Origin of the sequence: Methylosinus sp. H3A, from assembly GCF_015709455.1 — a bacterium.
Classification (GTDB): Bacteria; Pseudomonadota; Alphaproteobacteria; order Rhizobiales; family Beijerinckiaceae; genus Methylosinus.
On record NZ_JADNQW010000005.1, the window covers coordinates 1,535,224 to 1,561,949 of the forward strand.

25 protein-coding genes are annotated in these 26,726 nt (G+C 64.9%); 11 read left to right on the forward strand and 14 right to left on the reverse strand.

Going from position 1 to position 26,726, the window contains the following annotated elements:
* Positions 1–170 precede the first annotated feature (170 nt).
* Entirely contained in the window at positions 171–4,361 is a 4,191-nt protein-coding gene (gene rpoC / locus IY145_RS10180) for a DNA-directed RNA polymerase subunit beta' (protein ID WP_196408108.1), read from the forward strand.
* Positions 4,362–4,458: 97 nt separating this feature from the next.
* Here rpoC and IY145_RS10185 read toward each other — a convergent pair whose 3' ends face one another.
* The 4 genes from IY145_RS10185 to IY145_RS10200 all read right to left on the reverse strand — a co-directional run bounded on the left by IY145_RS10185 (position 4,459) and on the right by IY145_RS10200 (position 7,053).
* Positions 4,459–5,313, reverse strand: coding sequence for a hypothetical protein (locus tag IY145_RS10185; protein ID WP_196408109.1), 855 nt, complete (start codon positions 5,311–5,313; stop codon positions 4,459–4,461).
* Between the two features lie 68 nt (positions 5,314–5,381).
* Entirely contained in the window at positions 5,382–5,909 is a 528-nt protein-coding gene (infC, locus tag IY145_RS10190; protein WP_196408110.1) for a translation initiation factor IF-3, read from the reverse strand.
* A gap of 214 nt (positions 5,910–6,123) precedes the next feature.
* On the reverse strand, positions 6,124–6,351 hold the full coding sequence (locus IY145_RS10195; RefSeq protein WP_196408111.1) for a zinc ribbon domain-containing protein: 228 nt from the start codon (positions 6,349–6,351) through the stop codon (positions 6,124–6,126).
* A 78-nt stretch (positions 6,352–6,429) separates the two neighbouring features.
* A complete protein-coding gene (locus tag IY145_RS10200) occupies positions 6,430–7,053 on the reverse strand; it encodes a DUF2239 family protein (protein WP_196408112.1) in 624 nt (207 codons plus the stop codon).
* Between the two features lie 135 nt (positions 7,054–7,188).
* Here IY145_RS10200 and IY145_RS10205 point away from each other — a divergent pair, with 135 nt between their 5' ends.
* The 3 genes from IY145_RS10205 (at position 7,189) to IY145_RS10215 (ending at position 9,288) form a co-directional block, all read left to right on the forward strand.
* The gene (locus tag IY145_RS10205) at positions 7,189–8,391 is read left to right on the forward strand and encodes a sorbosone dehydrogenase family protein (protein ID WP_196408113.1); all 1,203 of its coding nucleotides are present in this window, start codon (positions 7,189–7,191) and stop codon (positions 8,389–8,391) included.
* 82 nt (positions 8,392–8,473) lie between these two features.
* Entirely contained in the window at positions 8,474–8,785 is a 312-nt protein-coding gene (locus IY145_RS10210) for a DUF1778 domain-containing protein (RefSeq protein WP_246721935.1), read from the forward strand.
* Positions 8,773–9,288, forward strand: a complete 516-nt coding sequence (locus tag IY145_RS10215) for a GNAT family N-acetyltransferase (protein WP_196408114.1) — start codon at positions 8,773–8,775, stop codon at positions 9,286–9,288. The genes IY145_RS10210 and IY145_RS10215 overlap by 13 nt, the downstream gene beginning before the upstream one ends.
* Here the strand turns inward: IY145_RS10215 and IY145_RS10220 are convergent.
* On the reverse strand, positions 9,285–10,436 hold the full coding sequence (locus IY145_RS10220) for a MiaB/RimO family radical SAM methylthiotransferase (RefSeq protein WP_196408115.1): 1,152 nt from the start codon (positions 10,434–10,436) through the stop codon (positions 9,285–9,287). The genes IY145_RS10215 and IY145_RS10220 overlap by 4 nt on opposite strands.
* Positions 10,433–11,299 (reverse strand): diaminopimelate epimerase, encoded by an 867-nt coding sequence (gene dapF / locus IY145_RS10225; RefSeq protein WP_196410487.1) that lies wholly within the window; start codon positions 11,297–11,299, stop codon positions 10,433–10,435. Before dapF ends, IY145_RS10220 begins: the two co-directional genes overlap by 4 nt.
* 88 nt (positions 11,300–11,387) lie before the next feature.
* Here dapF and IY145_RS10230 point away from each other — a divergent pair, with 88 nt between their 5' ends.
* Positions 11,388–12,140, forward strand: a complete 753-nt coding sequence (locus IY145_RS10230) for a GyrI-like domain-containing protein (protein WP_196408116.1) — start codon at positions 11,388–11,390, stop codon at positions 12,138–12,140.
* A gap of 183 nt (positions 12,141–12,323) precedes the next feature.
* Here the strand turns inward: IY145_RS10230 and IY145_RS10235 are convergent, their stop codons facing one another.
* Together IY145_RS10235 and IY145_RS10240 are read right to left on the reverse strand one after the other, a co-directional pair.
* Positions 12,324–12,551, reverse strand: coding sequence for a helix-turn-helix transcriptional regulator (locus tag IY145_RS10235; protein ID WP_196408117.1), 228 nt, complete (start codon positions 12,549–12,551; stop codon positions 12,324–12,326).
* 6 nt (positions 12,552–12,557) lie between these two features.
* Positions 12,558–13,121: a DUF2975 domain-containing protein gene (locus IY145_RS10240; RefSeq protein WP_196408118.1), complete on the reverse strand. Its 564-nt coding sequence runs from the start codon at positions 13,119–13,121 to the stop codon at positions 12,558–12,560.
* A 118-nt stretch (positions 13,122–13,239) separates the two neighbouring features.
* Here IY145_RS10240 and IY145_RS10245 point away from each other — a divergent pair, with 118 nt between their 5' ends.
* The 3 genes from IY145_RS10245 (at position 13,240) to IY145_RS10255 (ending at position 15,628) form a co-directional block, all read left to right on the forward strand.
* Positions 13,240–13,878: a hypothetical protein gene (locus IY145_RS10245; protein WP_196408119.1), complete on the forward strand. Its 639-nt coding sequence runs from the start codon at positions 13,240–13,242 to the stop codon at positions 13,876–13,878.
* 204 nt (positions 13,879–14,082) lie between these two features.
* Positions 14,083–14,784, forward strand: a complete 702-nt coding sequence (locus IY145_RS10250; RefSeq protein WP_196408120.1) for a TerC family protein — start codon at positions 14,083–14,085, stop codon at positions 14,782–14,784.
* Between the two features lie 4 nt (positions 14,785–14,788).
* Positions 14,789–15,628 (forward strand): alpha/beta hydrolase, encoded by an 840-nt coding sequence (locus IY145_RS10255; protein ID WP_196408121.1) that lies wholly within the window; start codon positions 14,789–14,791, stop codon positions 15,626–15,628.
* Between the two features lie 9 nt (positions 15,629–15,637).
* Here the strand turns inward: IY145_RS10255 and IY145_RS10260 are convergent, their stop codons facing one another.
* The gene (locus IY145_RS10260) at positions 15,638–16,513 is read right to left on the reverse strand and encodes a tetratricopeptide repeat protein (RefSeq protein ID WP_196408122.1); all 876 of its coding nucleotides are present in this window, start codon (positions 16,511–16,513) and stop codon (positions 15,638–15,640) included.
* A gap of 108 nt (positions 16,514–16,621) precedes the next feature.
* Positions 16,622–16,861 carry a 30S ribosomal protein S21 gene (gene rpsU, locus IY145_RS10265; RefSeq protein ID WP_024881562.1) on the reverse strand — a complete coding sequence of 80 codons (240 nt, stop codon included), beginning with the start codon at positions 16,859–16,861 and terminating at the stop codon, positions 16,622–16,624.
* A gap of 275 nt (positions 16,862–17,136) precedes the next feature.
* On the opposite strand from rpsU, the gene IY145_RS10270 reads away from it, so the two are divergent.
* A complete protein-coding gene (locus IY145_RS10270) occupies positions 17,137–17,991 on the forward strand; it encodes a nitroreductase family protein (RefSeq protein WP_196408123.1) in 855 nt (284 codons plus the stop codon).
* Between the two features lie 164 nt (positions 17,992–18,155).
* On the opposite strand, the gene IY145_RS10275 is transcribed toward IY145_RS10270, so the two are convergent.
* The 4 genes from IY145_RS10275 to IY145_RS10290 form a co-directional block, all read right to left on the reverse strand.
* Complete coding sequence (locus IY145_RS10275) at positions 18,156–19,679, reverse strand: SpoVR family protein (RefSeq protein ID WP_196408124.1); 1,524 nt, start codon at positions 19,677–19,679, stop codon at positions 18,156–18,158.
* Positions 19,679–20,986, reverse strand: coding sequence for a YeaH/YhbH family protein (locus IY145_RS10280; RefSeq protein ID WP_196408125.1), 1,308 nt, complete (start codon positions 20,984–20,986; stop codon positions 19,679–19,681). The genes IY145_RS10275 and IY145_RS10280 overlap by 1 nt, the downstream gene beginning before the upstream one ends.
* Before the next feature lie 36 nt (positions 20,987–21,022).
* A complete protein-coding gene (locus IY145_RS10285; RefSeq protein WP_196408126.1) occupies positions 21,023–22,966 on the reverse strand; it encodes a PrkA family serine protein kinase in 1,944 nt (647 codons plus the stop codon).
* A 373-nt stretch (positions 22,967–23,339) separates the two neighbouring features.
* Entirely contained in the window at positions 23,340–23,945 is a 606-nt protein-coding gene (locus IY145_RS10290) for a Fur family transcriptional regulator (RefSeq protein WP_246721937.1), read from the reverse strand.
* Between IY145_RS10290 and IY145_RS10295 the strand changes: the two genes are divergently transcribed.
* Entirely contained in the window at positions 23,923–25,170 is a 1,248-nt protein-coding gene (locus IY145_RS10295) for an argininosuccinate synthase (protein WP_196408127.1), read from the forward strand. The genes IY145_RS10290 and IY145_RS10295 overlap by 23 nt on opposite strands.
* An 81-nt stretch (positions 25,171–25,251) precedes the next feature.
* Positions 25,252–26,625 carry a TAXI family TRAP transporter solute-binding subunit gene (locus IY145_RS10300; RefSeq protein ID WP_246721939.1) on the forward strand — a complete coding sequence of 458 codons (1,374 nt, stop codon included), beginning with the start codon at positions 25,252–25,254 and terminating at the stop codon, positions 26,623–26,625.
* Positions 26,626–26,726 lie beyond the last annotated feature (101 nt).

Sequence of the window (26,726 nt, forward strand, 5' to 3'; positions counted from 1 at the left end):
GGCCGCCGCGGATCGCGCGAGCCCTTGGAGCCCTCACCCGACCCGACTGACGTCGGGCCACCCTCTCCCACAAGTGGGAGAGGGGATGCGCACATAAGATTTATGGACGTAGCGGAGAGACATAGCGAGGCGAGCGCGCTTCCTCCGTCCTGCGTCTCTAGGAGAAGACCATGAATCAGCAAGAGGTCATGAATCTCTTCAATCCGGTCGTCCAGCCGCAGGCGTTCGACCAGATTCAGATTTCGATCGCGAGCCCGGAGAAAATCCTCTCCTGGTCGTTCGGCGAGATCAAAAAGCCGGAGACGATCAACTACCGCACCTTCAAGCCGGAGCGCGACGGCCTGTTCTGCGCCCGCATCTTTGGCCCGATCAAGGATTACGAGTGCTTGTGCGGCAAGTACAAGCGCATGAAATACAAGGGCGTCATCTGCGAGAAATGCGGCGTCGAGGTCACGCTGGCGCGCGTGCGGCGCGACCGCATGGGCCATATCTCGCTCGCCGCGCCCGTCGCGCATATCTGGTTCCTGAAGTCTCTGCCCTCGCGCATCGGCCTTCTGCTCGACATGACGCTGAAGGATCTCGAGCGCATCCTCTACTTCGAGAGCTATATCGTCATCGATGCGGGCCTGACGCCTCTGAAGGAGCGTCAGCTCCTGACCGAGGACGAATATCTGCGCGCCCAGGACGAATATGGGCAGGATCACTTCACCGCCATGATCGGCGCCGAGGCGATCCGCAAAATCCTCGAGTCGATGGACCTCGAGGGCATCGCCGTGCGGCTGCGCCAGGAGATCGCCGAGGCGACGACCGAGCTCAAGCCCAAGAAGCTCGCCAAGCGCTTGAAGATCATCGAGGCCTTCATCCAGTCCGGCAATAAGCCGGAGTGGATGATCCTCAAGGAAATCCCCGTCATTCCGCCGGACCTGCGTCCGCTGGTTCCGCTCGACGGCGGCCGCTTCGCGACCTCGGATCTGAACGATCTCTACCGCCGCGTCATCAACCGCAACAATCGTCTGAAGCGGCTGATCGAGCTGCGCGCGCCGGACATCATCATCCGCAACGAAAAGCGCATGTTGCAGGAGGCCGTCGACGCTCTGTTCGACAATGGCCGCCGCGGCCGCGTCATCACCGGCGCCAATAAGCGCCCGCTGAAGTCGCTCGCCGATATGCTGAAGGGCAAGCAGGGCCGCTTCCGTCAGAACCTGCTCGGCAAGCGCGTCGACTATTCCGGCCGTTCCGTCATCGTCGTGGGCCCGGAGCTCAAGCTCCATCAATGCGGCCTGCCGAAGAAGATGGCGCTGGAGCTGTTCAAGCCCTTCATCTATTCGCGTCTCGACGCGAAGGGCCATTCGGCCACGGTGAAGCAGGCCAAGAAGCTGGTCGAGAAAGAGAAGCCGGAGGTTTGGGACATCCTCGACGAGGTGATCCGCGAGCATCCGGTGCTGCTCAATCGCGCCCCGACGCTCCATCGCCTCGGCATTCAGGCCTTCGAGCCGGTGCTGATCGAGGGCAAGGCGATCCAGCTGCATCCGCTCGTCTGCGCCGCCTTCAACGCCGACTTCGACGGCGACCAGATGGCCGTGCATGTGCCGCTGTCGCTGGAAGCCCAGCTCGAAGCGCGCGTGCTGATGATGTCGACCAACAACATCCTGCATCCGGCCAATGGTCAGCCGATCATCGTGCCATCGCAGGACATCGTTCTCGGCCTCTATTATCTGTCGCTGGAGCGCGACGGCGAGCCCGGACAGGGCATGATGTTCGCCGATCAGGGCGAGATCGAGCATGCGCTGGCCGCCAAGGCGATCACGCTGCAGACCAAGATCAAGGGCCGCGCCTGGACCTATGACGAGAAGGGCCAACGCGTGTCGAAAATCTTCGACACGACGCCCGGCCGTCTGATCCTCGGCCAGCTCCTGCCGCGCAATCCGAAGATTCCCTTCGACGCAGCCAACAGACTGATGACGAAGAAGGAAATCTCCAACATGATCGACACCGTCTACCGCAACTGCGGTCAGAAGGAGACGGTCATCTTCTGCGATCGCATCATGTCCCTCGGCTTCCGCGAGGCGTTCAAGGCGGGCATCTCCTTCGGCAAGGACGACATGGTCATCCCGGAGACGAAGGAGCGCATCATAGAGGAGACGCGCGGCGCGACGAAGGAATATGAGCAGCAGTACAATGACGGCCTCATCACCCAGGGCGAGAAATACAATAAGGTCGTCGACGCCTGGATGAAGTGCTCGGAGAAGCTCGCCGAGGAGATGATGATCCGCATCTCCACCGTCCGCAAGGACGAGCATGGCCGCGATCTGCCGATCAACTCCATCTATATGATGTCGCACTCGGGCGCGCGCGGCTCGCCCGCGCAGATGAAGCAGCTCGCGGCGATGCGCGGCCTCATGACCAAGCCCTCGGGCGAGATCATCGAGACCCCGATCATCTCGAACTTCAAAGAGGGCCTCACCGTTCTCGAATACTTCAACTCCACCCACGGCTCGCGCAAGGGCCTGTCGGACACGGCGTTGAAGACCGCGAACTCGGGCTATCTCACCCGCCGTCTCGTCGACGTGGCGCAGGATTCGATCATCACCACGGTCGATTGCGGCACCGAGAAGGGCATTCGCATGCGGGCGATCATCGACGCCGGTCAGGTCGTCGCCTCGCTCACCTCGCGCATTCTCGGCCGCACCGCGGCGGAGGATCTGCGCGACCAGCAGGGCAAGGTGATCGTCCCCAATGGCGAGATGATCCAGGAGTGGCACATCGAGCCGATCAACGCCGCCGGTCTTCAAGAAGTGAAGATCCGCTCGGTGCTGACCTGCGAGTCGAAGAACGGCGTCTGCGGCAAATGCTACGGGCGCGACCTCGCCCGCGGCACGCCCGTCAACATGGGCGAGGCGGTCGGCGTCATCGCGGCGCAGTCGATCGGCGAGCCGGGCACGCAGCTCACCATGCGCACCTTCCACATCGGCGGCGCGGCGCAGCTCGCGGACCAGTCCTTCGTCGAGTCGAATTTCGAAGGCACGGTGCATATCCGCAACCGCCATGTGGCGCGCAATTCGGATGGCGATCTCATCGTCATGGCGCGTAACGTCGCGGCGGTGATCGTCGGGCCGGACGGCGTCGAGCGGGCCGTCAACCGTATCCAATATGGCGCAAGGCTGAAGGTGGACGAAGGCGACAAGATCAAGCGCGGCGACCGCATCGCGGAATGGGATCCCTATACGCGTCCCATCGTCAGCGAGGTCGACGGGGCGATCGGCTTCGAGGATCTGGTCGAAGGCCAGTCGGTGTCGGAGACGGCCGACGAATCGACCGGCATCACCAAGCGCGTCGTCATGGACTGGCGCCTCAATGCGCGTTCGGCGAGCTTGAAGCCGGCGATCCTCATCAAGAGCGCCGACGGCAAGGTGATCAAGCTGCAGCGCGGCGGCGACGCCCGCTACACGCTGCCGGCCGACTCGATCATCGCGGTCGAGCCGGGCGCGCAGATCAAGGCCGGCGACATTGTCGCGCGTATCTCGCTAGAGAGCGCCAAGACGCGCGACATCACCGGCGGTCTGCCGCGCGTCGCCGAGCTGTTCGAGGCGCGCCGTCCCAAGGACCACGCGATCATCGCGGAAATCTCCGGAACGGTGCAATTCGGCCGCGACTATAAGAACAAGCAGCGCCTCTCCATCGTCCCGCACGAGGAAGGCGGCGATCCGGTCGAATATCTGATCCCCAAGGGCAAGCACATCCATCTCCAGGACGGCGACGTCGTGGAGAAGGGCGATTATATCGTCGACGGAAATCCGGCGCCGCACGACATTCTGGCCATCAAGGGCGTGGAGGAGCTGGCGGCTTACCTCGTCAACGAGATCCAGGAGGTCTACCGGCTGCAGGGCGTCAACATCAACGACAAGCACATCGAAGTGATCGTGCGTCAGATGTTGCAGAAGGTCGATATCGTCGATGCGGGCGACACTGGCTTCCTCGACGGCGAGCAGGTCGATCAGACCGAGCTCGATGAAGCCAATATCAAGGCGTTGGAAGAAGGCAAGAAGCCGGGTCACGGCACGCCCGTGCTGCTCGGAATCACCAAGGCGTCGCTGCAGACGCGCTCCTTCTTCTCGGCGGCCTCCTTCCAGGAGACGACCCGCGTCCTCACCGAGGCGGCCGTCAATGGCAAGGTCGATCCGCTGGTCGGCCTGAAGGAGAATGTGATCGTCGGCCGTCTGATCCCGGCCGGCACCGGCGCCGCTATGGCGAAGTTCCGTGGCATCGCCACGGGCCGCGACGATCTCATCATCGAGCAGCGCGCCACGGAATCCGAGACGCGCTCGACGACCCCGCGCCTGCCGCCCGCCGCGGCGGAGTGAGGCGGCGAATAGAGAAACGAAGAAAAGGCCGCCCAGCGATGGGCGGCCTTTTTCGTTGCGATCACCTTTGGGCGCCAGCAGGAGGGCAGGCGCGTGATTACCGCTTTTTCTTGCCGCCGGTCTCGGCCGTCTTTTTGAAGCCCGTCGCGAGCTGCGTGCCGAGCGCGAGCGCACGCGCTTCCGTCACACGCAGCGCGCAATAGCCGAAATCCGCCTCCTGGATATAGGAGCGGCAGATCTCCTCGCGGCGCGCCGAAAATCCGGCCTGTTCGCGCACCAATTCCTTGCGCTGCGCCTTGTCGGATTTGATCCGGTCATACAGCGCCTTGAAGTCGTTGCGCACGGTCTGGTCGATGCGCGCGCGCATCGTCAGCATGTCCTCGGCCCGCTTTGGATCGAAATCGCCGGCGCCCATGCCCCAGAGCCCATTGGGATCGGCGCGGCAATCGGCCTGCTTCAATTCGCAGGCTCTGCCTTCGGAGCTGACGAGAATCGCGCCGTCGAGCGCGTCGAAGCCGAAGGGGCAGGCGGGAAACTCCACCTCATAGCGCTGCAGTCCGCTCACCGTCTGTCGCGGCGTGAGCCTCAATGGCTCGGAGACCTCGATGCGGCAGGTCTCGCCGGAGCGGGTCAGCCGATCGCCGACGAGCGAGAGCCGGGCGACCTCGAGCGCGCCGCCGCGGCGCTGCAATTCGATCGAGCCGCGCGCTTCGCCGTCCTGATAGAGGACGCGTCCGAGGATCGACTCTTCGCTCGGCAGCTTCGGGGCGACGGGCGCGACGGCGGCGCGTGGCCTGGGCTTGGGCGCATCGGCCGGCGCCGCGACGGAGCCCTCCGGCGCAGGCGCGACAGCGCCCGGCAGCGCCATCTGTGCGACGGCGCCGGTCGGGGCGGCGAGAGCCAAAAAAAGCGCCGCGCCGGACAGAATCGCGCGGAAGGACACATTGGACATGAAAGACAACAAAGACTGAAAGACGCGGCCCCGGCAAGTGCGGATCGAGGCCCCGTCAGGTCGGCGCGTCAGCGCGGCGCCAGCACCATGATCATTTGGCGGCCTTCCATCGAAGGCTCCAACTCGACCTTGGCGATCGTCGCCGTCTCCAATTTGACGCGGGACATCAAGCGGTAGCCGATATCCTGGTGGGCGATCTCACGGCCGCGAAAACGCAATGTGACTTTGACCTTGTCGCCCTCTTCGAAGAAGCGCTGCACGGCCTTCATCTTCACGTCATAGTCGTGCTCGTCGATGCCGGGGCGGAGCTTGATCTCCTTGACCTCGACGATCTTCTGCTTCTTGCGGGCCTCGGCGGCCTTCTTCTGCTCGAGAAATCGAAATCTTCCGTAATCGAGGATTTTGCAGACCGGCGGCTCGGAGTTGGGCGCGATCTCGACGAGATCGAGCGAAGCCGTCTCCGCCAGCGAGAGGGCGTCGAGCAAGGCGACCACGCCGTGGTTCTTGCCTTCCGAGTCGATCAGTTGCACCTCGCGCGCGCGAATCTCCCGGTTGATGCGCGGACCCTCCTTCTGTGGGGCCGCGGTGCTCTTCATTGGACGGCGAATGGATGTTCTCCCTTCAGGATGAAACCGATCGTCTGCCGACCGAGCCGATTCGCGAGAGAAAGCGGCAAAAGCCCCCGCTTCCCCCGGAACGACCCGGCGGATGGCCGACGTCGAAAGAATCTCACTCTCTTCGACGAAGTCAACCGTCGATATGGAACTATTCGCGGCGAAGTGGTCGAATTCCTCCGTTCAACCGCAATCGTCAACCGCAATCGGCGAAGGCGGGACAGGATGCGCCGCAGCCTCCCGCTCCGCCCATGGCGGCGCAGGACGCCTCCGCTTCGCCGCCGCTCGCGGGCTTGGCGATGAGCGAGAGCTGGCGCGTCAATTCGACGCTTCCGCAGGCGGGACAAGCGGGAATGTCGTCCGAGCGCACCAAGGTCTCGAATCCATTGTCGCAGGAATTGCAGCTATAGGCGTAGATCGGCATCGAAATCCTCGTTACCGGGAAGAGCTCCTCGCGATTACATGCGCCCGAGGCCGCGCCATTGCAAGCCGGGGCTCGTGCTCACTCGGCGCCGCGGGCCAGGCGCAGTGCATAGGCGCGGACATCCTTCGGCCATTCCGCCATTTGCGATTCGAATCGCGCATCGTCTCCGGCGAAGAGCGCGCGCAGAGCCTCCTCGTAACCCGGAAGATTTCCCGAGACGGCCGCTAAAAATCGATAGGCGGCCTCCCGCGCCATGCGCAGGCGGCTCTCCGCCCCGCCTTCTCGGCGCGCGGCGTCCACCAGCCGCCGCAGAGCCGCCGAAGCGCCGCCCGGCTGCGCGCCGAGCCAGTCCCAATGGCGCGGCAGCAAGGTGATCTCGCGCGCGACGACGCCCAGTCGCGGCCGCCCGCGTCCGCGCGCGCCCTCCTCTGCGCCCTCCTGCTCCGTCGCCCCGCTTCGCGCCCGGCCGCTGGCGGCGGGGGGCGCCGAAGCGAGCCTCGCGATGATCTCCGCTTTTGCGCCGCGCAGATCGAGATCGACGACCTCGCCGGTCGCATCGTCGAAAGTGAGAATATAGCCGTCGGCGGCGTCGGCGTTCTTGACCGCAAGAGCGACTTCGACCAGCGGACCGGCGGCCAGCATGCGGCCGTCGGCGAAAGCGGCGCAGGGCCGCGACAAGCGGGAGAGCGTTTCGTTTTCCATGGGGAATTTATACCCGTTATAAAATGCAAGAGTCAATAATACCCGGAATAAATAATCAGCGCGGGCGGCAGGCGTCCGCGCCCCTATCTGTCACGGGGCGCGGCTCCTTCCGGGGTCGCGACGGAGATCGCTCGCATGATCCGTCGCTTTGGCTTCTGCCTTTTTGTGTGTTCGACGCTGATTCTCGGTTCGACGCCGAGCCTCACGGCGCGCGCGGAGCCTTCGGCGGAGGCCGAAGCGAAACGCATAGAGGCGGATTTGCGCAGCATCCGGCTGCCGGAGGGCTTTTTCATCTCGCTCTATGCTCTGGTTCCGCATGCGCGCACGCTCGCCGTCGGCCGGCGTGGCGAAGCGATCTTCGTCGGCACGGATGCGAGCCGCATTCTTGTGCTGACGCCGGGCGGCGAGCGCGCCGCTTCCGTCGATATTTTCGCGCCGGACGCCCCTTTCGTCATTCCGCACGGCCTCTGCTTCGACGCGGAGGGAACATTGTTCGTCGTCGAGCAGAATCGCATTTCGAGCTTCGCCGAGGCCGAAAAGGACTGGCGCCGGCTCGTTTGGAAGGATGCACGCAATCTCGCGCCGCAGGGCGGGCTCGTCCCCGCAGCCGAGCAGAGCGCCAATCACACGACGCGCGTCTGTCGCGTTGGGCCGGACGGCAAGCTCTATGTCGCGCTCGGCCAGCCCTATAATGTCACCCCGCGCGAAAAGCTCGAGCTCTATGACCGTATCGGGATGGGAGGACTCATCCGCATGAATCGCGACGGCTCCGGTCGCGAGGTTTTTGCGCGCGGCATTCGCAATTCAGTGGGGCTCGACTTCGACCCGGGAGACGACGCCCTCTGGTTCACGGACAATCAGGTCGATCGCATGGGCGACGACGCGCCGCCGGGCGAATTGAACCGCGCGCTGCGGCCGGGGCTGCATTTCGGCTTCCCCTGGTATGGCGGCGGCCATGTGCGCACTTACGAATATTCGCGCGACGAGCCGCCGCCGAATGTCGTCTTTCCGCAGGTGGAGGAGGCGCCGCACGCCGCCGATCTCGGTATGGTCTTCTACCGGGGCGCGGCTTTCCCGCCCTATTACCGCGGCGGGATTTTCTCCGCCCAGCATGGCTCCTGGGATCGCACCATGCCGATCGGCGCGCGGGTGATGTTCACCCGCGTCGGCCCGGAGGGAAAGCGCGGCGTCAGCGAGCCCTTCGCGGAGGGGTGGAACACCGGCGATCCGCAATATCTCGGTCGCCCCGTGGATGTGGCGGAACTGCCGGACGGCTCGCTGCTGGTGACGGACGACCAGAATGGGGCGGTGTATCGGATCGGCTATAAGGCGCCGTGACGCCGCCCAATGCGATTATGTATTGACATTGTCCCTACTCGCGCTTTTGTTTATCGATCACAACCCCCTGGAGGAGAGGCGCATGGCGACCGATGCGTCGAAACGACGATCCGCTGCGCCGGCCCGAGAGCGGCATGACTCCACAGTGAATGTGCGCATGTCGACGACGACGCGGAATTTGATCGACACGGCAGCGTCGCTCATCGGCAAGACGCGCAGTGAATTCATCACGGAAAGCGCTCGCCGGCACGCCGTCGACATATTGCTCGACCAGCGCCTGTTTCTGCTGAACGCGAAAGACTTCGCGGAATTCGAGGCGGCGCTGGATCGGCCGCCGCCGCCCAATGACGAGCTCAGAGCACTGCTGAAGAAGAAGCCTCTATGGGAGAGGTAGAACGCGGGGCGATATTTCACCCGCCCACGCGGCTCGACCCGACGAAGCATGATTGTCGCAGCTTCGACTGCGGCAAGCCTCAGTTGAACGACTGGTTGAAGCAGCATGCGGCCGCGAGCGAAGGACGCAGCGCGAGAACCTATGTCGCCTGCGTGGGCGACAAGGTCATAGGCTATTACTGCATCGCCGCGGGATCGATCGAGCGCGAGGCGATTCCCTCCAAGGTCAAGAAACATGGTTTGCCCAATCCGATCCCGGTGAGTATCATCGGCAGGTTGGCGCGGGATGTCGGCTACGCCGGCAAGGGACTGGGCGCGGATTTGCTCGCCGATGCGCTGAAGAGAATTCTCTCTGCGTCCGAGACGATCGGAGTGAGGGGCGTGATCGTTCATGCGCTCGATGCGGAATCGGTCCCTTTCTACGTGAGAAACGGATTTCTTCCCTGCAAGTTCGGCGATCGAACGTTTTTTATGCCGATCGAAACGATCGAGAGCGCGATCTAAATCCCACTCAACGCCTTGCCGTCATGCCCCGTCACGCGCACATCCAGCATCCGCCCCGCCTCCGCGTCGGGCGTGCGCAGCGGCGTGAAATCTTCGGCGCGGGCCATGCCGCCTTTTTCGGTCAGCACGCGCAAAGTCTTGCCGATCTGCACGCCCAGATGGCGCGTGAGCGCCGCCTCTCCGGCCGCGCGCAGGCGGGCGGCGCGTTCTTTCACCAATGCGCCATTCACCTGCGGCATCAGCGCCGCCGGCGTTCCGGGACGCTGCGAATAGGGGAAGACATGCAGATGCGTCAGCCCGCATTCTTCGACGAGATCGAGCGTGCGGGCGAACATCTCCTCGGTCTCGGTGGGAAAGCCGACGATGAAATCGGCGCCGAAGACGATTCCCGGCCGCGCCGCGCGCAGCTCCGCGCAAAAGCGAATCGCGTCCTCGCGCGAATGGCGGCGCTTCATGCGCTTCAGGATCAGATCGTCGCCCGATTGCAGCGAGAGATGCAGATGCGGCATGAGGCGCGGCTCCGCGCCCATGCAGTCCAACAGCTCGGCGTCGGCTTCTATGCAGTCGATGGAGGAGAGCCGCAGGCGCTCGAGCTCCGGCAGCTCGCGTAGCGCGGCGCGCACGAGTCCGCCGAGCGAGGCGCCCTGCGCAGCGTAGCTCGTCAGATCGACGCCGGTCAACACGATCTCGCGCTTGCCGCTTTCGACGAGCCGCCGCGCCTCGGCGAGAATCTCCGCCGCCGCGATGGAGCGCGACGGTCCGCGGCCGAAGGGGATGACGCAGAAAGTGCAGCGATGGTCGCAGCCGTTCTGCACGGCGAGAAAAGCCCGCGTCTGCCCCTCGGCGGCGCTCTCGGCGCGCGCCTCGTGAGGCTCGGCGAGAACGCGGGCGACGCCGTCCATGGCGGCGAAGCTCTGGGGATCTATGCGCGCCGCGCAGCCGGCGACGACGATCTCGGCCGCGGGGCGCTCGCGGGCGAGGCGCCGGATCGTCTGCCGCGCCTGGCGCGTCGCCTCCGCCGTCACGGCGCAAGTGTTGACGATGACGCGCTCGTGTTGCGCGCCGGCGCGCGCCTCGCGCAGCAGCCGCTCCGAATCGACGTAATTGAGACGGCAGCCGAAAGTGACGATGTCGACCGCCGCGCTCACGCGCCTTGCTCGTCGAAGACGCGCGCCTCGAGCCTTGTTTCGAATTCGAGCTCGACGTCGCCGGTCATCAGCACATGATCGTCCGGCCCCCAGGCGATGACGAGATCGCCGCCCGGCAGACGCACGCGCGCCTCCCGCGCGGAGAGGCCGGCGCGCGCCGCCGCCACCAGCACGGCGCAGGCGGCCGAGCCGCAGGCGCGCGTCTCGCCCGTGCCGCGTTCCCAGACGCGCAGCAGGATATCATCCGCCGCCACGACTTTGGCGAAGGAGATATTGGCGCGCTCGGGGAAGAGCGGGTGATGCTCGAGCTGCGGCCCGAGCGTCGCGAGATCGACGGCCGACGGGTCATCGACGAAGAAGACCGCATGGGGATTGCCCATATTGGCGGCCGAAAAGACAGTGGGCGCCCCCTGGACGGCAGGCGCAAGCGGCACATTTGAGGTGTCGGGCGCCGCGGCGGCGAGCGGGATCTCCCGCCAGCCGAGCCGCGGGCGGCCCATATCGACGGTAAAGCGCGTCTCGCCCTTGCGCCATGTCCGCACGGGGCCGGCGTCGGTCTCCAGCGTCAGCGCGTCGCCCTCGCCCGCGCGGCCGAGTATATAGGCGACGCAGCGCGTGCCATTGCCGCAGGCGGAAGAGAGCGAGCCGTCGGTGTTGTAGATACGCATGAAGGCGTCGGCGCCGGTCTGGCGCGGCTCATGCAGGACCATGAGCTGGTCGAAGCGCAGGCCCGGCGCCCTCGCTATGGCGCGCGCCTCCGCGGGCGCGACCGTGAGGTCGGCGCCGCGCAAGTCGAGCACGAGAATTTCATTGCCGATCCCGTTCATGCGATAGATCGGGCGGCCGGCGAGCGGGCTGGTCATCATGCCGTTCATTTCCTGTTACAGGCGTATATAGAGAATCGAATCGCGACGCTATGGCCGGCGCGCGCGCTTTCTGAAGGACGAGACCATGAGCAATTCGAACGGTGAGGGCTTCACGCAGAAATTGAAGCGAGCCTGGCCCTTTGTGGCCGCTCTGGCCGTCCTCGCCGTCGCGGCGGGCGCCTTTTTCGGCGCGACATCGGCCCCGCCTTCATCCGATCCCGCCGCCCCGCCGCCGCACGCGCAGGCTGCGGCGGAAGCGCCGAAGCCGGCGCCCGCCGCGCCGGCCTCTCCGGACAGCCCGGTCGCTCCCAAGCCGACGCTCGATCTCAACGAGCCGCCGGCCGACGCGCAAGCGGAGGCGCAGGCCGAGGCCATCGCCGGCCAGGCGAGCGAGATCATTGCGCGCCCGGTCGCCAAATTGCGTGGCCAGGGCACTTGGGCGGATGGGCTCAAGACGCTCTCCGACGCCATCGCCAATGTGCGGATCGCCGCCTCCAAGGCCGGCCTCACCGTGGATGGGCGTCCGCTCGTCGCCTTCACCGAGACGGATGACAATGGGTTTCACTTCGAGGCGATGCTGCCGCTCGCCAAGGCGCCAGAGGGCAAGGCCAAGCTCGACCACGGCGTCGAAATCGGCGCCTCGCCCGCCGGCAAGGCGCTGAAATTCCAGCACCGTGGCCCCTATGAGGAGATCGACTCGACCTATGAGGCGATCACCGCCTTCCTCGACGAGAAGGGTCTCGACACGAAGAATCTGTTCGTCGAGGAATATCTCACCGATCTGAAGACCAGCGACGACGATGGGCTGCAAGTGGATATTTATGTGTTCTTGAAGTGAGGGTCATGCGCGGCGCATGAGCGTGACATTCGCCATCTGCCGCGGCCGTCGATGAAATCGTGAGGGCGTCCCCCCTCGCCGACCCCTCCCCCACCTTCCGCGGGAGAGGGGGCTTTCCCTTTTCGCTTCGGGAAGGCGCGCGTCGAATTTCTGCTGTGCGGATCACCGCGAGGCGGCGCCGTTTTATCGACTATCCTTCGTGTCTTTGTCCGGGCGATATTCGAGAATGTCGCCCGGCTGGCAGTCGAGAACCTCGCAGATCTTCTCCAGCGTATCGAAGCGAATGCCCTTCACCTTGCCGGATTTCAGCAGGCTGACATTCTGCTCGGCGATGCCGATGCGTTGTGCGAGGTCGCGCGAGCGCATCTTGCGCCGCGCGAGCATCACGTCGAGATTGACGATGATCGCCATGCCCGCTCACACGAATTGCGCGTTTTCGCCGGCGATCTCGGCGGCCGTCTTGAAGATATGCGCTATCGCGATCAGCATCAGCAGGAAGATGACGTTCAGCAGATCCTCGAGCCTGATGTAGCCGTGATGGTTCTGCTCGGCGGGGAGATGCGAGGCGATCGCGAGAATGACCGCCGAGCGCATCGCCACATCCAGAACAATGGTTACAAGGCCGATGACGCCCGCGCGCCGCAACCATAGCGCCGCCTCGGCGGAGAAGACGCCGCCCTGCAGATAGAGGCTGAATACGCGCCACAGGCAAAAGCAGATGACGGCGGTGAAGACCCAGACGACGAGGCTCAGCGCCATCGCCGCCGCATATTGGCCTTGCGATGCGCCCGACACGTCGATCTGCAGCAACTCGCGAAAATGGCGCTCGACCTTTCCGCTATCGGCCCAGAAGATCAAAATCACGAGGAGGTCCGCCACGGCGAAGAAAATGACGAGCGCGCGGATCGTCTGGCAGATCCAACCGATGCGTTCTCGCAGAGCCGAGAGGCGCGGATCCTGAAAAGCGGCGATGTCGGTCATGCAATCCATCCTTTTCGGTGATGCGCGGCGACGCCGAGCCTGCGCGATGCAAACCATTTGACACATATTAATTTTAATGTCAAACATGAAAATATCATCGGATTTTCGGAGCTCGTCCATGACACCCCGGCTCGCGCCTCTCACGGTCGCCCTCGCTCTCGCTCTCGCCCTCTCCGCCTGCAATGGCGTGTCGCTCTCCACGCAATGGAAGCTTCGGTCCTATAGCCTTTCGACGGCGGATGTCTCGCCGCTGCGTATCGCTCTGCGCGCGCCCGATTGGCTGGAGCCGACGCCGGTCGGCGCGCGCGTCGTCGCGACCTATTGGCGCGATGGCGAGGAGGAGGCGAAGCATGTTCTGACCATCCGCCTCGTCGCCGCCGCGCATGAGGAGGATCGTCACGCCCTCGCCGGGCTGGACGCGGCCGCGGCCGGAAATCTCGCGATCTTCGAAGCCGACCGCCGCGATCTCGCCGCCATCCGCGCCGCGCAGGAGGAGGGAAATCGCTGGCGCGAGAGCGGCGCGAAATCGCATGGCTCTCTCGATATCGAGGGCGGCTTGTTCTGCCGCCACGCCGATATCCCCAAGGGGCCGCTGCTCGTCGACGTCTATGTGCATACGGATGACGCGCTCGGCTGGCTGCCCCTGCTGCTCGGCCATGACGCTCATTCGCCCGGCGCGGACGAGAAAAAGCTCGACGATTTCATGCCGCCCTGCGCCGCCGCGCCGGCGAAACTCTCGGCAAAAGCGCGCAAATAACCCGAAGACTTCGCTGTCCCGGGCGGACCGGGCGACGGGTGGGAGCCAGCGCGAGGGGGCCGCCCGCCGCCCGCTGGAGTGGGAGGCCGCTCGGCGGCTCGCCCGATTGCCCGGCGCCGCTGTCCGATCTCGCTGGCGCTGCCCCCCCGCGATCCGATATGATCCGCGCACACTGCCCACGGGCAGGGCTGGATAACCAAGTCAATGAGCGGCGACGAACTTTCCGTCGGCTTCGAAATCTTCGAGATCATCTGGATCGATCTGCTTCTCTCCGGCGACAATGCGATCCTCATCGCGCTCGCCTGTCACAAGCTCCCGAAACAGCAACGACGATGGGGCATTTTGCTCGGCGCGGCCGGCGGCGTCCTATTGCGTATCGCCTTCGCCTTCGTCGTCATTCAGCTGATGTCCATTCCGGCGCTCAAAGCGGTCGGCGGGCTTTTGCTGCTCGGCGTCGCGACCAAGCTTTTGATCGACGAGACAGAGCATCACGTCGACGCGAAAGAGGATCTGTGGGGCGCGGTGGCGGCCATCGTCATGGCCGATGCGGTGATGTCGCTCGACAATGTCATCGCTATCGCCGGCGCCGCGCGCGGCTCCATGCCGCTCATCATTTTCGGTCTCGCGGTCTCGGTGCCGATCGTCGTCTTCGGCGCGGGATTGCTGATGCAGGCGCTGTCGCGCTTCCCGATTCTGATCTGGGCGGGCGCGGGCCTGCTCGGCTGGATTTCGGGCGAGCTCATCGCCGGCGATCCGATCTGGCAAAAGTTCGGCTGGGTCGCGCCCGAGCATTTCGAGCTCGCGGCCTCTGTCGCAGGCGCGGTTCTGGTGCTCGCGGCCGGCGGGATCGCGTCGAAGCTCGAGGAGCGCGCCGAGGCGCGGCGCAAGGCCCAGAGCGGAGACTGATCGCATGGCGCTCGCGCTGCTGAAATGGGCGCTGCTCGTCGTCGTCGCGACCTATTTCGTCGCGGCGGCGGGGCTCGGCCTGTTTCAGCGGCGCCTGCAATATCTGCCGGATACGCGCAATGTCTCGCCGCGCGAGGCGGGCCTCGAGGGCGTCGAGGAGCTGAGGCTCGCGACCTCCGACGGCGAGACGATCGTCGCCTGGCATGCGCCGCCGCGCGCCGGCCGGCCGGTGCTGCTCTATTTCCACGGCAACGCCGGCGCGCTCGTCGACCGAGTCGCGCGCTTCCGCAATTTCATGGCCGAGGGCTATGGTTTCCTCGCCATCGCCTATCGCGGCTATGGCGGCTCCAGCGGGGCGCCGACGCAAGAGGGCCTCTTGCATGACGCCGAGGCCGCCTATGCCGCCGCCCGCGAGCGCGGCTATGCGCCCGCTCGCATCGCCCTCGTCGGCGAATCGCTCGGCTCCGGCGTCGCCACCCAGCTCGCCGCGCGGCGGGAGGCGGCGGCGCTGGTGCTCGATTCGCCCTTCTCCTCGGCGGCGGATGTCGCCGAGACGCGCTACGGCTTTCTGCCCGTGCGTTGGATCATGCTGGATCAGTTCCGCTCCGACCTCGCCATTCGCGACGTTCGCATGCCGGTGCTGATCGTCCATGGCGACAAGGACGGGGTGGTGCCGATCGCGCTCGGGCGCCGGCTCTTCGAGCTCGCCAATGAGCCGAAGACATTCGTCCTCGTGCCCGGCGGCCAGCATCTCGTCATCGGATTGGTGGATGTGTTTCCGCGCGTCGCGCGCTGGGTCGACGTCGCGCTCTCCACGCCGGGCCGGCTGGAGGCGAGCGACTGAGCGCGTCGCTCAGCCGCGCGAGGCGCCTTGTCTCGCGATCGGCTGCTGCGGATCGAGCGCGAGAGCGCGCTGGTAGGATTCGGCCGCCTTTTGGCGATTGCCCTTGCGCTCATAGGCGAGGCCGAGCCAGGCCCAGGCCGGCGCGCTCTTATTGTCGACATTGAGCGCCGCGTTGAAATCCTCGATCGCCTTGTCGTAATTGCCGAGCGTCACCAGGCTCTCGCCGCGCGCCTGATAGGGCGCCGCCGCGAAGGGGTCGCGGTCGATGGCGTTGTCGAAATCGGTGACGGCGCGTTGATTGTCGCCGCGCTTTTGATGGATCAGCCCACGCGCGTGAAAAGCCTGGGCGCTCTCGGGATTGAGCTTGATCGCCGAATCGAGGTCGGCGAGCGCCTGATCGAGATTGCCCTGCGCGCGCAAGAGATTGGCGCGGCCGATATAGGCCGGCGCATGATTGGGATTGACGTCGATGGCGCGGTCGAAGTCGAGCCGCGCCTGATCGTTGCGGCCCGTCTGGCGGAAGGCCAGCGCGCGATTGGTGAAGGCGGCGGCGTTATTGGGCTCGATCTTGATCGCCTGCGAGAAATCGGTGATCGCCTCCTGGAACTGGCCGATCTTGGCCAGCGCTACGCCGCGCGTGTTGAACGCCTCGGCGCTCGGATTGCGGCGGACGACGTCGGAGAGCGAATCGATATTGGCGGAGGCGGCGCGGGGATCGGCGGCGTCCGTCTCGGCGAAGCCTCTTCCCGGCGGACGCAGCATGCCGGCGGTCTCACAGCCCGCGAGCGCGAGCAGGGTCAGCGCCGCAGCGCCCGCGCGCAGAGACGCGCGGCGGAAAAATGCGGGGGACGTCCGGCGAACCGCCGAGCCGAGCGGCAATTCCATTCCGTCCGACCTCCTCGAACAAAGTCCTGAAAGCGCGGAAAGCGCGATGACGATGATCTAAACCGGGCAATTCGGCGAGAATTCGACCGCGCGCCCGCTTTTCGCCGCTCAGCGGCCGCCGACGGCGGGCTTCGGCTTCATCGGCAGCAGGCCTTCGCGCTGCAGCTTCTTGCGGGCGAGCTTGCGCGCGCGGCGCACGGCCTCGGCCTTCTCGCGGGCCCGCTTCTCCGAGGGCTTCTCGTAATGGCCGCGGAGCTTCATCTCACGGAAAATGCCTTCGCGCTGCATCTTCTTCTTCAGCGCCTTGAGAGCCTGGTCGACATTATTGTCGCGGACGAGAACTTGCACGAAGCGATCCTGTTTCTTGGGGCGGCGGCGCCCCGGTTGGAGACGTTGCTGCGGAGGGTGAGAATAGTCGATCGGGCGCTGACGGAGCGCCTGATCCGTGCGCGGGGAATTAACAGACTTGCCCGGCGTTGTCCACAAGGAGCAGCTCTGGCGAGGCCAGCCTCCGTACAAACCGAGGGGATCGGCGGAGGCGGCGGTCGCCAGGGTGGATTTTTGCGGCGGCTTTCGCCACCATGCCATAAAGCGCCCGTCACGCGGCATTTTCTGGAGACGACATGAACAAGCCGATCACGAGAGGGGAATTGAGCGCGGCCGATGGCGCGGAGGCGATCCGCGCCCGCTATCGTCGCGACGATTCGCCGACCCCGCCCGTTTGGAACGAGACGCTGGATCTTTTGCTCGCGCATCGCTCCATCCGCGCCTATCTGCCGGAAAAAATTCCCGCCGAGACTCTGGCGACCGTCGTCGCCGCCGCGCAATCGGCCGCCACCTCCTCCAATCTCCAGGTCTGGAGCCTCGTCGCCGTGGAGGACGAGGCGCGCAAGAGCCGTCTCGCCGATCTCGCCGGCAATCAGCAGCATATTCGCGACGCGCCTTTGTTTTTGCTGTGGCTCGCCGATCTCTCGCGGCTCGAGAATATCGGCAAGGAGCAGGGGCGCGACGGGGCGGCGCTGCCCTATCTCGAAATGTTCCTCACCGCGGCGATCGACGCCGGCCTCGCCGCGCAAAATGCGCTGATCGCGCTGGAATCGCTCGGCTATGGCGGCGTCTATATAGGCGGGATTCGCAATAAGCCGGAGGAAGTGGCGAAGGAGCTGGACCTGCCGCCGGGCGTTTTTGCCGTCTTCGGCATGGCCGTCGGCCGTCCCGATCCGGCCAAGGCCGGCGGCGTGCGCCCGCGCCTCGGCCAAGGTGCCGTTCTGCATCGCGAGCAATATGCCTGGAACGAGGCGCAGCGCGAGGCTGTCGCGACTTATGACGAGAAGTTCCGCGATTTCCAGAAGGAGGCGGGCCTTCCCGAGCAGGGTTGGATTCGTCAGGCGCTCTCTCGCGTGCGCGGCCCGGAGAGCCTCAGCGGCCGCGACCGGCTGAAGGAGGCGCTGCGCGCGCTGGGCTTCGCCCTGAAATAACCGCGGAGCGTTCCACCCTCCCCTTTAGGCCCCTTTAGGGGGAGGGTCGGGCGGCGAAGCCGTCCGGGGTGGGGTTCATCGGCAAAGACTCGGCGGCGTCACCCCCTCCCGAACGCCTCATCGGCGTCGCGTTCGTCCGATCGCCCTTCCCGTCAGGGCCGCGCTCAGCCCGCCTCCGGCCGCACCATATGCTCCTTCAGCACTTGCTCAGTGCTGGCGTCGATCTCCTGCAGCAACACCTCATAGCCCCACAGATTGGCCAGATGGCCGAGCACCATGGAGGCGTTGGTCAGCTCCAGCATCTTGCCGTCGCGGACGCGGTGATGCAGCACCAGCTTGCGGTTGCCGGCGAGATCGACGTCGACGATCTGAATGTCCGGCGCATAGCCGCCTACCTCATATTGGGCGGCGAGGCTGCGGCGCAGATCGCGATAGCCGCGCTCATTGTGGATCGACGAGACCTCGAGATGCGGCTGCTCGCGATCGTCGACGACATGGAACAGCCGCCAGTTGCGGATGAGCCTGGGGCTCAAGAATTGCGCGATGAAACTGTCGTCGCGATAATTCGCCCAGACATTGCGCAGCACCTCCATCTCGTCGCCGGTTCCCGCAATGTCGGGGAACCAATAGCGGTCTTCCTCGGTCGGCTCGCGCACGATGCGTTCTATGTCGCGCATCATGTCGAAGCCGAGCGCATATGGATTTATGCCGCTATAGGACGGGCTGTCGTAGAAGGGCTGGCGTGTCGCGTTGGTGTGCGAGGTGAGGAATTCGAGGAAGCTGCCGTCGCCGATCTGCCCCGTCTCATGCAGGCGGTTGAGCAGGCGATAATGGCAATAGGTCGCGCAGCCCTCGTTCATCACTTTGGTCTGCTGCTGCGGATAGAAATATTGCGCGATGAGCCGCACGATGCGCAGCACCTCGCGCTGCCAGGGTTTTAGACGCGGCGCGGCTTTCTCCAAGAAGTAGAGGATATTTTCTTGCGGCAGGCCGAGCAGGGCGCGGCGCTTGTCGCCCGCCATCTGCTTGGAGCCGCGCGCGCTGCCCGGCACGGTGCGCCAGAGATCGTCATAGACGCGCTCGCGCTCCTCCTTGCGATCCTGCTCGCGCTTCTCCTCCATATGCAGATTGAGCGGTCGTTTGCGCGGATAGCGGTCTATGCCATGCGGCATCAGCGCATGGGCGGCGTCGAGCAGGCGCTCGACCTCCGCATGGCCATAGCGCTCCTCGCAATTGGAGATATAGGCCTTGGCGAAGGAGAGATAGTCGAGAATCCCCTCCGGGTCGGTCCATTGGCGGAACTGGTAATTGTGCTTGAAGAAGTGGTTGTGGCCGAAGGCGGCGTGCGCGATCACCAGCGTCTGCATCGTGGCGGAATTCTCCTCCATGATGTAGCTGATGCAGGGATCGGCGTTGATGACGATCTCATAGGCGAGGCCTTGCAGCCCCATGCGGTAGATGCCCTCGTGCTGGGCGAAGCGCTTGCCGAATGACCAATGCTTGTAGAAGAGAGGCATGCCCGTCGACGCATAGGCGTCGAGCATCTGCTCGGCGGTGATGATCTCGATCTGATTGGGGAATGTGTCGAGGCCGAGCTCCTTATGCGCGATGTCCGCCACCGCGTCATGGATGCGTTGGATCGTGCCGAAGTCCCAGTCCTTGCCTTCATAGAGAAGTTCGCCGCGCATCAGCTGGCCTCCGCAGTCTTGGCGGCGCGCCGTTGGAACAATTGCCGGAACACCGAATAAATGTGCTCGCGCCGCGACACGCGCCGCATCTGGAATTTTTCATTCTCCTTCTGCAGCGCCGCATAGGTGAGCCACAGCGAGCTCTGGCCGTGATGGGGCACATAGCCATGCGTCTCGACATTGGGCCCGCTCACCTCGACATAGGCGAAATATTGGCAGAGCGGCAGAATCTGGTTCTGCAGCAATTCGCGCGTCTGCGGATTGTCGCTGGAGAGATTGTCGCCGTCCGAGGCCTGGGCGGCGTATATGTTCCACACGCCGGGATCATAGCGCTCGCGAATGACTTTCAGCATCTCCTGCAGCGCGGAGGAGACCATCGTGCCGCCGGTCTCGGCGGAGCGGAAGAAGGTCTCCTCGTCCACCTCGCCGGCGCGATCCGTATGGCGGATGAAGACGATCTCGACGCGCTTGTAGCGGCGCGTGAGAAACACATGCAGCAGCATGAAGAAGCGCTTGGCCAGATCCTTCATATGCTCGGTCATGGAGCCGGAGACGTCCATCAGGCAGAACATCACCGCCTGGGTGACCGGCTTGGGGAAACGCTCGAAGCGGCGATAGCGCAGATCGATCGGATCGAGATAGGAGATGCGCGCCCGCTTGTTCCGCAGCGCCTCGAGCTCGGCTGTGAGCCGCTCGACCTCGGGAGCGTCGAGCCGCAGCGCCTCCTCGAGCCGTTGCGCGAGATCGTCGAGCGCTTCTTGCTTTGGGCGCTTCAATGCGATGCGGCGCGAGAGCGAGGTCTGCAGCGTGCGGTGGAGCGCGAGATTGGCCGGCGTGCCGGTCGTGGTGAAGCCGGCGCGGCGCAGCCCTTCTTTCTCGGTCTGGGCGACGCGCCGCTTGGCGAGATCGGGCAGCTCGAGATCATCCAGGAAGATGCTCAAAAATTCATCGCGCGTGAGGATGAAACGGAAGGCGTCCTCCTGGCCGTCGCCGCGGCCGACCTGGCCGCCGGCTCCGTCGCCCTCGCCTTCGCCGCGCGGGCGCTCGATGAGATCGCCCTCGACATAGTCTTTGTTGCCGGGCAGCACGAGGTCGCGCCGCGAGCCCTGCGTGTGGCGGAATGTGGGCTCGCGCGTGCCCTCGGAGGGAATCGAGATCTCGCCGGGACTCTCGAGATCGCCGATCGCCCTGTCCTTGCTCGCCTCGCGAACCGCCTTCTCCACCATATCCTTGGCGCGGCGGAGAAAGCGCTGACGATTCGCGAAGCTCTTGCTTCCGGGGTTCAACCGACGATCGACGATGTGCATCGTTTCATCACCCGTTTTTCGCCGGCCGCCTTTCGGTCAACCGGCTTGTTTTACGCGCATGTACCACTCGACCAGACGGCGCACTTGCCGCTCCGTGTAGCCGCGGGCCATCATGCGGTTTACGAATTCTGCATGTTTTTTTTCTGTCTGAGTGTCTTTTTTCGATCCGAATGAAATGATCGGCAGCAGCTCCTCGACTTGCGAGAACATGCGCCTTTCGATGACGTCGCGGATCTTCTCATAGCTCGCCCAGGAGGGATTGCGTCCCTCGTTGGCGGCGCGCCAGCGCAGCGCGAATTTGACCACCTCATTGCGGAAATCCTTGGGGTTGGCGATCCCCGCGGGCTTTTCGATCTTGGTCAGCTCCTGGTTCAACAGGTCGCGGTCCAGAAGCTGGCCGGTGTCGGGATCCTTGAAATCCTGATCCTCGATCCAGGCGTCGGCGTAGTCGATATAGCGGTCGAAGAGATTTTGGCCGTAATCCTGGTAGGATTCGAGATAGGCCTTCTGAATCTCATGGCCGATGAATTCGGCGTAGCGCGGCGCGAGCTCGGCCTTGATGAACTCGAGATAGCGCTTCTCCGTCTCCGGCGGCATTTGATCGCGGCGCAGCGACTGCTCCAGCACATACATGAGATGGACCGGATCGGCCGCGACCTCGACCGTGTCGTGATTGAAGGTCGCCGCCAGCACTTTGAAGGCGAAGCGGGTGGAGCAGCCGTCCATGCCCTCGTCCACGCCGGCCGCGTCCTTATACTCCAGCATGCTGCGGGCGCGCGGGTCGACCTCGCGCAGGCTCTCGCCGTCATAGACGCGCATCTTGGAGAACAGGTTCGAGTTCTCATGCGGCTTCAGGCGCGAGAGCACGATGAAGCGGGCGAGCATTTCGAGCGTGCTCGGCGCGCAGCTCGCCTCGGCGAGCTCGGAGCCCTTCAGCAGCTTCTCGTAGATGCGCTGCTCCTCGGTCACGCGCAGGCAGTAGGGCACTTTGATCACATAGATGCGATCGATGAAGGCCTCATTGTTGCGGTTGTTCTTGAAGCTCTGCCATTCCGCCTCGTTGGAATGGGCCATCACGATGCCGGAGAAGGGAATTGCGCCGATATTCTCCGTGCCGATGTAATTTCCCTCCTGCGTGGCGGTGAGGAGAGGATGCAGCATCTTGATCGGCGCCTTGAACATCTCGACGAATTCGAGAAGTCCCTGATTGGCGCGGTTGAGGCCGCCGGAATAGCTGTAGGCGTCCGGGTCGGCCTGGGCGAGATTCTCGAGCTTGCGGATATCCACCTTGCCGACCAGCGAGGAGATGTCCTGATTATTCTCGTCGCCCGGCTCGGTCTTGGCGATGGCGATCTGGCGCAGGCGCGAGGGCGTGATCTTCACCACGGTGAATTGCGTGATGTCGCCGCCGAATTCGTCGAGACGCTTCAGGCACCAGGGGCTCATCAGCCCGCTGAGGCGCCGGCGCGGAATGCCGTAGCGCTCCTCGAGCATATCTCCCGCAATGGCCGGATCGAAGAGGCCGAGCGGGCTCTCGAAGACCGGGCTCAGCTCGTCGCCTGCCTTCAGCACATAGATCGGATCGATCTCCATCAGCGCCTTCAGGCGCTCGGCGAGCGAGGATTTGCCGCCGCCGACGGGGCCGAGCAGGTAGAGGATCTGCTTGCGCTCCTCGAGGCCCTGCGCCGCATGGCGGAAATAGCTGACGATCCGCTCGATCGTCTCCTCCATGCCGAAAAACTCGGCGAAGGCCGGATAGACGCGGATGGTGCGGTTCATGAAGATACGGCCGAGCCTCGGGTCGCGCGAGGTGTCGATGAGCTCCGGCTCGCCGATCGAATCGAGGATGCGCTCCGCGGCGCTCGCATAGGCTTTTGGATTTTCGCGGCATAGGTCGAGATAGTCGGACAGCGTCATTTCGACGGCCCGCCTCCCCCTGTATGATCTCGCAAAATCCGTAAAAACGTCGGAGTTCGTCATGGGGCACCTGTCGCTCGAGCTGCTACGGCTCACGATTCTCGAGACGGCGCGAAACCGATCGGGCCGCCTCTCGTCTTCGCCGTCGACCGCCCCACCCCTGTCGACTGGTCGAAGACCGAGTTCAGGACTTTCGAGGCAAAGATTGTGCCGGTCGCGGCGGGAAGCCTGTCTCCTGTCATATGAGCATCGATCGCTGCTCAGGGTAGACGTAACGGTTGATTCCCTCATCACTCGGGATGGGAACATCACTCGGGGCGCGAAAGCATCACTTGGGGCGCGATCGACGATATTGACGAAGATCGGCGGCGGCGTCGACACCAATCCTTTGTCCGATGGTAAAGTTCTCGAGTAGGAGGCTCTCGGGAGGATCGCCTCAGCCCTCCTTTCGCCCCGCGGCGGCGCAGCGTCCGCAGAGCCCTGCGATCTCGACGACGCGCGTGCGCGGCTGGAACCCGGCGGCCGCCGTCATTCCCGCCAAGCCGCGCGTCAGCTCGGGGCTGGTCGCCTCGCTCACCTCGCCGCATTCGTCGCAGATCAGGAAGATCACCGGCTCGCCCGCCTCATGCGAGTGGCCGCAGATTACGAAGGCGTTGCGGGAGGCCAGCCGATGGGCGAGGCCCTGGTCGAGCAGATAGCCGAGCGCCCGATAGACGGAGATGGGCGCCGGCCGTTTGCCCTTCTCGTCGGCGAGAAGATCGATCATCTCATAGGCGCCGACTGGTCGGTTCGCCTTTGTGAGAATGTCCAGCGCGGCGCGGCGCGCCGGCGTGAGGCCTCGCGCCGCCGTCCCCGGCGCGACTCGCTTCGTGCTCATGGCGACATTGTAGCGCGCCGCGGCGGCGATGACGAGACGGCGGATGGAGGGCGCAGGCTCCGGCTTGCGCGCGCGCGGCGCGTCTCTATAGTCGCGGCGCGACATGCGCCCGCGCGAGGCGGCGCCGAAAGAAGAACCTCGAATGACCCGCTCCAAGAAAGACATCAAACGCGTCGTCCTCGCCTATTCCGGCGGCCTCGACACCTCGATCATCCTCAAATGGCTGCAGACCACCTATGGCTGCGAGGTCGTGACCTTCACCGCCGACCTCGGCCAGGGCGAGGAGCTGGAGCCCGCCCGCGCCAAGGCCGAGCTGCTCGGCGTCAAGCCCGAGCATATTTTCATCGAGGATCTGCGCGAGGAGTTCGTCCGCGACTTCGTCTTTCCGATGTTCCGCGCCAATCCCCAATATGAGGGGCTCTATCTGCTCGGAACCTCGATCGCCCGCCCGCTCATCGCCAAGAAGCAGATCGAGATCGCCCGGCGCCTGGGCGCCGACGCCGTCTGCCATGGCGCGACCGGCAAGGGCAATGATCAGGTCCGCTTCGAGCTCGGCTATTACGCGCTGGAGCCGGATATCACCGTCATCGCCCCGTGGCGCGAATGGGATTTGACCTCCCGCACCGCGCTCATCGATTTCGCGGAAAAGAACCAGATTCCGATCGCCAAGGACAAGCGCGGCGACGCGCCCTTCTCGGTCGACGCCAATCTCCTGCACACCTCCTCCGAGGGCAAGGTGCTGGAAGACCCGGCGCAGGAAGTGCCGGACTACGTCTATTCCCGCACCGTCGATCCCGAAAAGGCGCCCGACGTCCCGCAATATGTGACGATCGACTTCGAGAAGGGCGACGCCGTCGCCGTGGACGGCGAGGCGCTCTCGCCGGCCGCGCTGCTGACCCGGCTCAACGAACTCGGCCGCGCCCATGGCGTCGGCCGGCTCGACCTCGTCGAGAACCGCTTCGTCGGCATCAAATCGCGCGGCATGTATGAGACTCCCGGCGGCGCCATTCTGCTCGTCGCCCATCGCGGCATCGAGAGCGTGACGCTGGACCGCGGCGCGGCGCATCTCAAAGACGAGCTCATGCCGAAATATGCCGAGCTGATCTACAACGGCTTCTGGTTCGCGCCGGAGCGGGAGATGCTGCAGGCGCTGATCGACAAGAGCCAGGAGCTCGTCACCGGCCGCGTGCGGCTGAAGCTCTACAAGGGGAGCGCCTGGGTCGTCGGCCGCGAGAGCCCCTATTCCCTCTATGACAAGGAGCTCGTCACCTTCGAGGAGGGCGCCGTCGCCTATGACCATCGCGACGCCGAGGGTTTCATCAAGCTCAACGCCTTGCGCCTACGCACATTGGCCAAGCGCAGCGCCCGCGGCGCAAAGGAAAAGCCGTAGCCTCCACGACTTCGCCTCTGTGAAAACGAGAATTGGTCGCACTATATGAGCACATTCGGCTTCGCAACCGAGGCTGATCCGATGCTGCGAACAATTCTCGCGGTGCTGATCGCCTGCCTCGTCCTCGTCGGCGCGGCGGCGACAGCCCATTATCTCTACAATCGACCGACGGAGCTGCGCGTCGCCGTCGCTCAGGGGACGCAGGACTTCCGCCTGCTGACTGCGGCTGCGCAGGCCTTCTCCCACCAGCACGAGCAGGTGCGGCTGAAAGTTGTTCCGGTCGTCGATTCGGCGGCCGCCGCAGCCGCGCTCGAGCAGGGCTCGGCCGAGGTCGCCGTGGCGCGCAGCGACGCGCTGCCGCCCTCGGCGCAGGCGCTCGTCGTCCTGCATCGCAACGCCGCCGTGCTCGTCGCGCCGGGGGGCTCCAAGATCAAGCGCGTCGCCGATCTGCGCGGCAAAAGGATCGGCGTCGTCCAAGAGATCGCCGGCGCGCGCGGCAATCTCCGGCTGCTCGAGACAATCCTGGCTCAATATGACATTCTCGAGCGAAACTTCGCGACAGTCACGCTCCAGCCGGCGGAAGTCGAAACCGCGCTCCGCGCACGTAAGATCGACGCGGTCTTCCTCGTCGCCATTCCGCAGATCGGCCCGGCCAGCGACGTGATCCATCAGATCGTCGCCGCCGGCGACAAGAAGCCGCCGGTCTTTCTTCCCATCGCCGAGGCCAAGGCCATCGCCAAGCGCTATCCGACGCTGGAGGAGACCGAGATCGTCCATGGAGCCTTCGGCGGCGACCCGCCCCGCCCGGATCAGGCGCTCGAGACCACGAGCGTCGCTGTTCTTCTCGTCGGCCGGCCGTCGATTCCGGCGAATGTCGCCGGCGAGGTGACACGCCAATTCCTGACCCATAGATCGATGATCGCCGCGCTCGCGCCGCTCGCAAATAATATGGAAGCGCCCTCCACCGACAAGGATTCGGCGGTCCCGGCGCATCAGGGCGCGATCGACTTCATCGATGGCAACGAGCACGGCTTCTTCGATAAATACAGCGATTTCTTCTATCTCGGCGCGATGCTGGCGTCGCTGCTGGGCTCGGCGGCGGCGGCGCTCGCCAGCCGCATGAGGACGAAGACGCATGAGCGCTCCGAGCAGCTGATCGAGCGCCTGCTCGAGATCCTGCCCGCCGCCCGCGGCGCGCAGGATGTCGCCGAGCTCGACGGCTATGAGCGCGAGCTGGACCAGGCGCTGGTCAGCTCCGTCGCCGATCTGAGGTTGCGCAATATGGATGCGACCGCGCTCCATGTGGTCTCGCTGGCGCTGGATCAGGCTCGGCTCGCGATCCAGGAACGCCGCCGCGCGCTCTGCGAGGCGAAAGGGGAGCTGGCGAAAGGGGAGGCAGCGAAGGGGGAGGTGACCGCCTTTCCGGCGCTGCGCAAGATTCCGGCGGCGGAATAGGCCGGCGAAGAGCGAAGTCGCTGTGCGCCAGCGCACATTCGATCATGGCGCGGGCGCATAAGTCGATCGTGACGCGGAATTTTACCGCGAGATTTTTTTTC

Bases quoted from the DNA above. Each gene is read 5' to 3' on its own strand.
- IY145_RS10235 (WP_196408117.1), bottom strand. From the start codon at position 12,551: ATGGCGATCATCGTCAATCTCGACGTGATGCTCGCGCGGCGCAAGATG.
- IY145_RS10230 (WP_196408116.1), top strand. From the start codon at position 11,388: ATGAGCAATTCGAACGGTGAGGGCTTCACGCAGAAATTGAAGCGAGCC.
- IY145_RS10215 (WP_196408114.1), top strand. From the start codon at position 8,773: ATGGGAGAGGTAGAACGCGGGGCGATATTTCACCCGCCCACGCGGCTC.
- IY145_RS10275 (WP_196408124.1), bottom strand. From the start codon at position 19,679: ATGCGCGGCGAACTTCTCTATGAAGGCAAGGACTGGGACTTCGGCACG.
- rpoC (WP_196408108.1), top strand. From the start codon at position 171: ATGAATCAGCAAGAGGTCATGAATCTCTTCAATCCGGTCGTCCAGCCG.
- IY145_RS10300 (WP_246721939.1), top strand. From the start codon at position 25,252: ATGCTGCGAACAATTCTCGCGGTGCTGATCGCCTGCCTCGTCCTCGTC.
- IY145_RS10245 (WP_196408119.1), top strand. From the start codon at position 13,240: ATGACACCCCGGCTCGCGCCTCTCACGGTCGCCCTCGCTCTCGCTCTC.
- IY145_RS10240 (WP_196408118.1), bottom strand. From the start codon at position 13,121: ATGACCGACATCGCCGCTTTTCAGGATCCGCGCCTCTCGGCTCTGCGA.
- IY145_RS10255 (WP_196408121.1), top strand. From the start codon at position 14,789: ATGGCGCTCGCGCTGCTGAAATGGGCGCTGCTCGTCGTCGTCGCGACC.
- IY145_RS10295 (WP_196408127.1), top strand. From the start codon at position 23,923: ATGACCCGCTCCAAGAAAGACATCAAACGCGTCGTCCTCGCCTATTCC.
- IY145_RS10250 (WP_196408120.1), top strand. From the start codon at position 14,083: ATGAGCGGCGACGAACTTTCCGTCGGCTTCGAAATCTTCGAGATCATC.
- IY145_RS10285 (WP_196408126.1), bottom strand. From the start codon at position 22,966: ATGACGAACTCCGACGTTTTTACGGATTTTGCGAGATCATACAGGGGG.
- infC (WP_196408110.1), bottom strand. From the start codon at position 5,909: ATGAAGAGCACCGCGGCCCCACAGAAGGAGGGTCCGCGCATCAACCGG.
- IY145_RS10280 (WP_196408125.1), bottom strand. From the start codon at position 20,986: ATGCACATCGTCGATCGTCGGTTGAACCCCGGAAGCAAGAGCTTCGCG.
- IY145_RS10270 (WP_196408123.1), top strand. From the start codon at position 17,137: ATGAACAAGCCGATCACGAGAGGGGAATTGAGCGCGGCCGATGGCGCG.
- IY145_RS10290 (WP_246721937.1), bottom strand. From the start codon at position 23,945: ATGTCTTTCTTGGAGCGGGTCATTCGAGGTTCTTCTTTCGGCGCCGCC.
- IY145_RS10260 (WP_196408122.1), bottom strand. From the start codon at position 16,513: ATGGAATTGCCGCTCGGCTCGGCGGTTCGCCGGACGTCCCCCGCATTT.
- IY145_RS10210 (WP_246721935.1), top strand. From the start codon at position 8,474: ATGGCGACCGATGCGTCGAAACGACGATCCGCTGCGCCGGCCCGAGAG.
- dapF (WP_196410487.1), bottom strand. From the start codon at position 11,299: ATGACCAGCCCGCTCGCCGGCCGCCCGATCTATCGCATGAACGGGATC.
- IY145_RS10200 (WP_196408112.1), bottom strand. From the start codon at position 7,053: ATGGAAAACGAAACGCTCTCCCGCTTGTCGCGGCCCTGCGCCGCTTTC.
- IY145_RS10205 (WP_196408113.1), top strand. From the start codon at position 7,189: ATGATCCGTCGCTTTGGCTTCTGCCTTTTTGTGTGTTCGACGCTGATT.
- IY145_RS10195 (WP_196408111.1), bottom strand. From the start codon at position 6,351: ATGCCGATCTACGCCTATAGCTGCAATTCCTGCGACAATGGATTCGAG.
- IY145_RS10185 (WP_196408109.1), bottom strand. From the start codon at position 5,313: ATGTCCAATGTGTCCTTCCGCGCGATTCTGTCCGGCGCGGCGCTTTTT.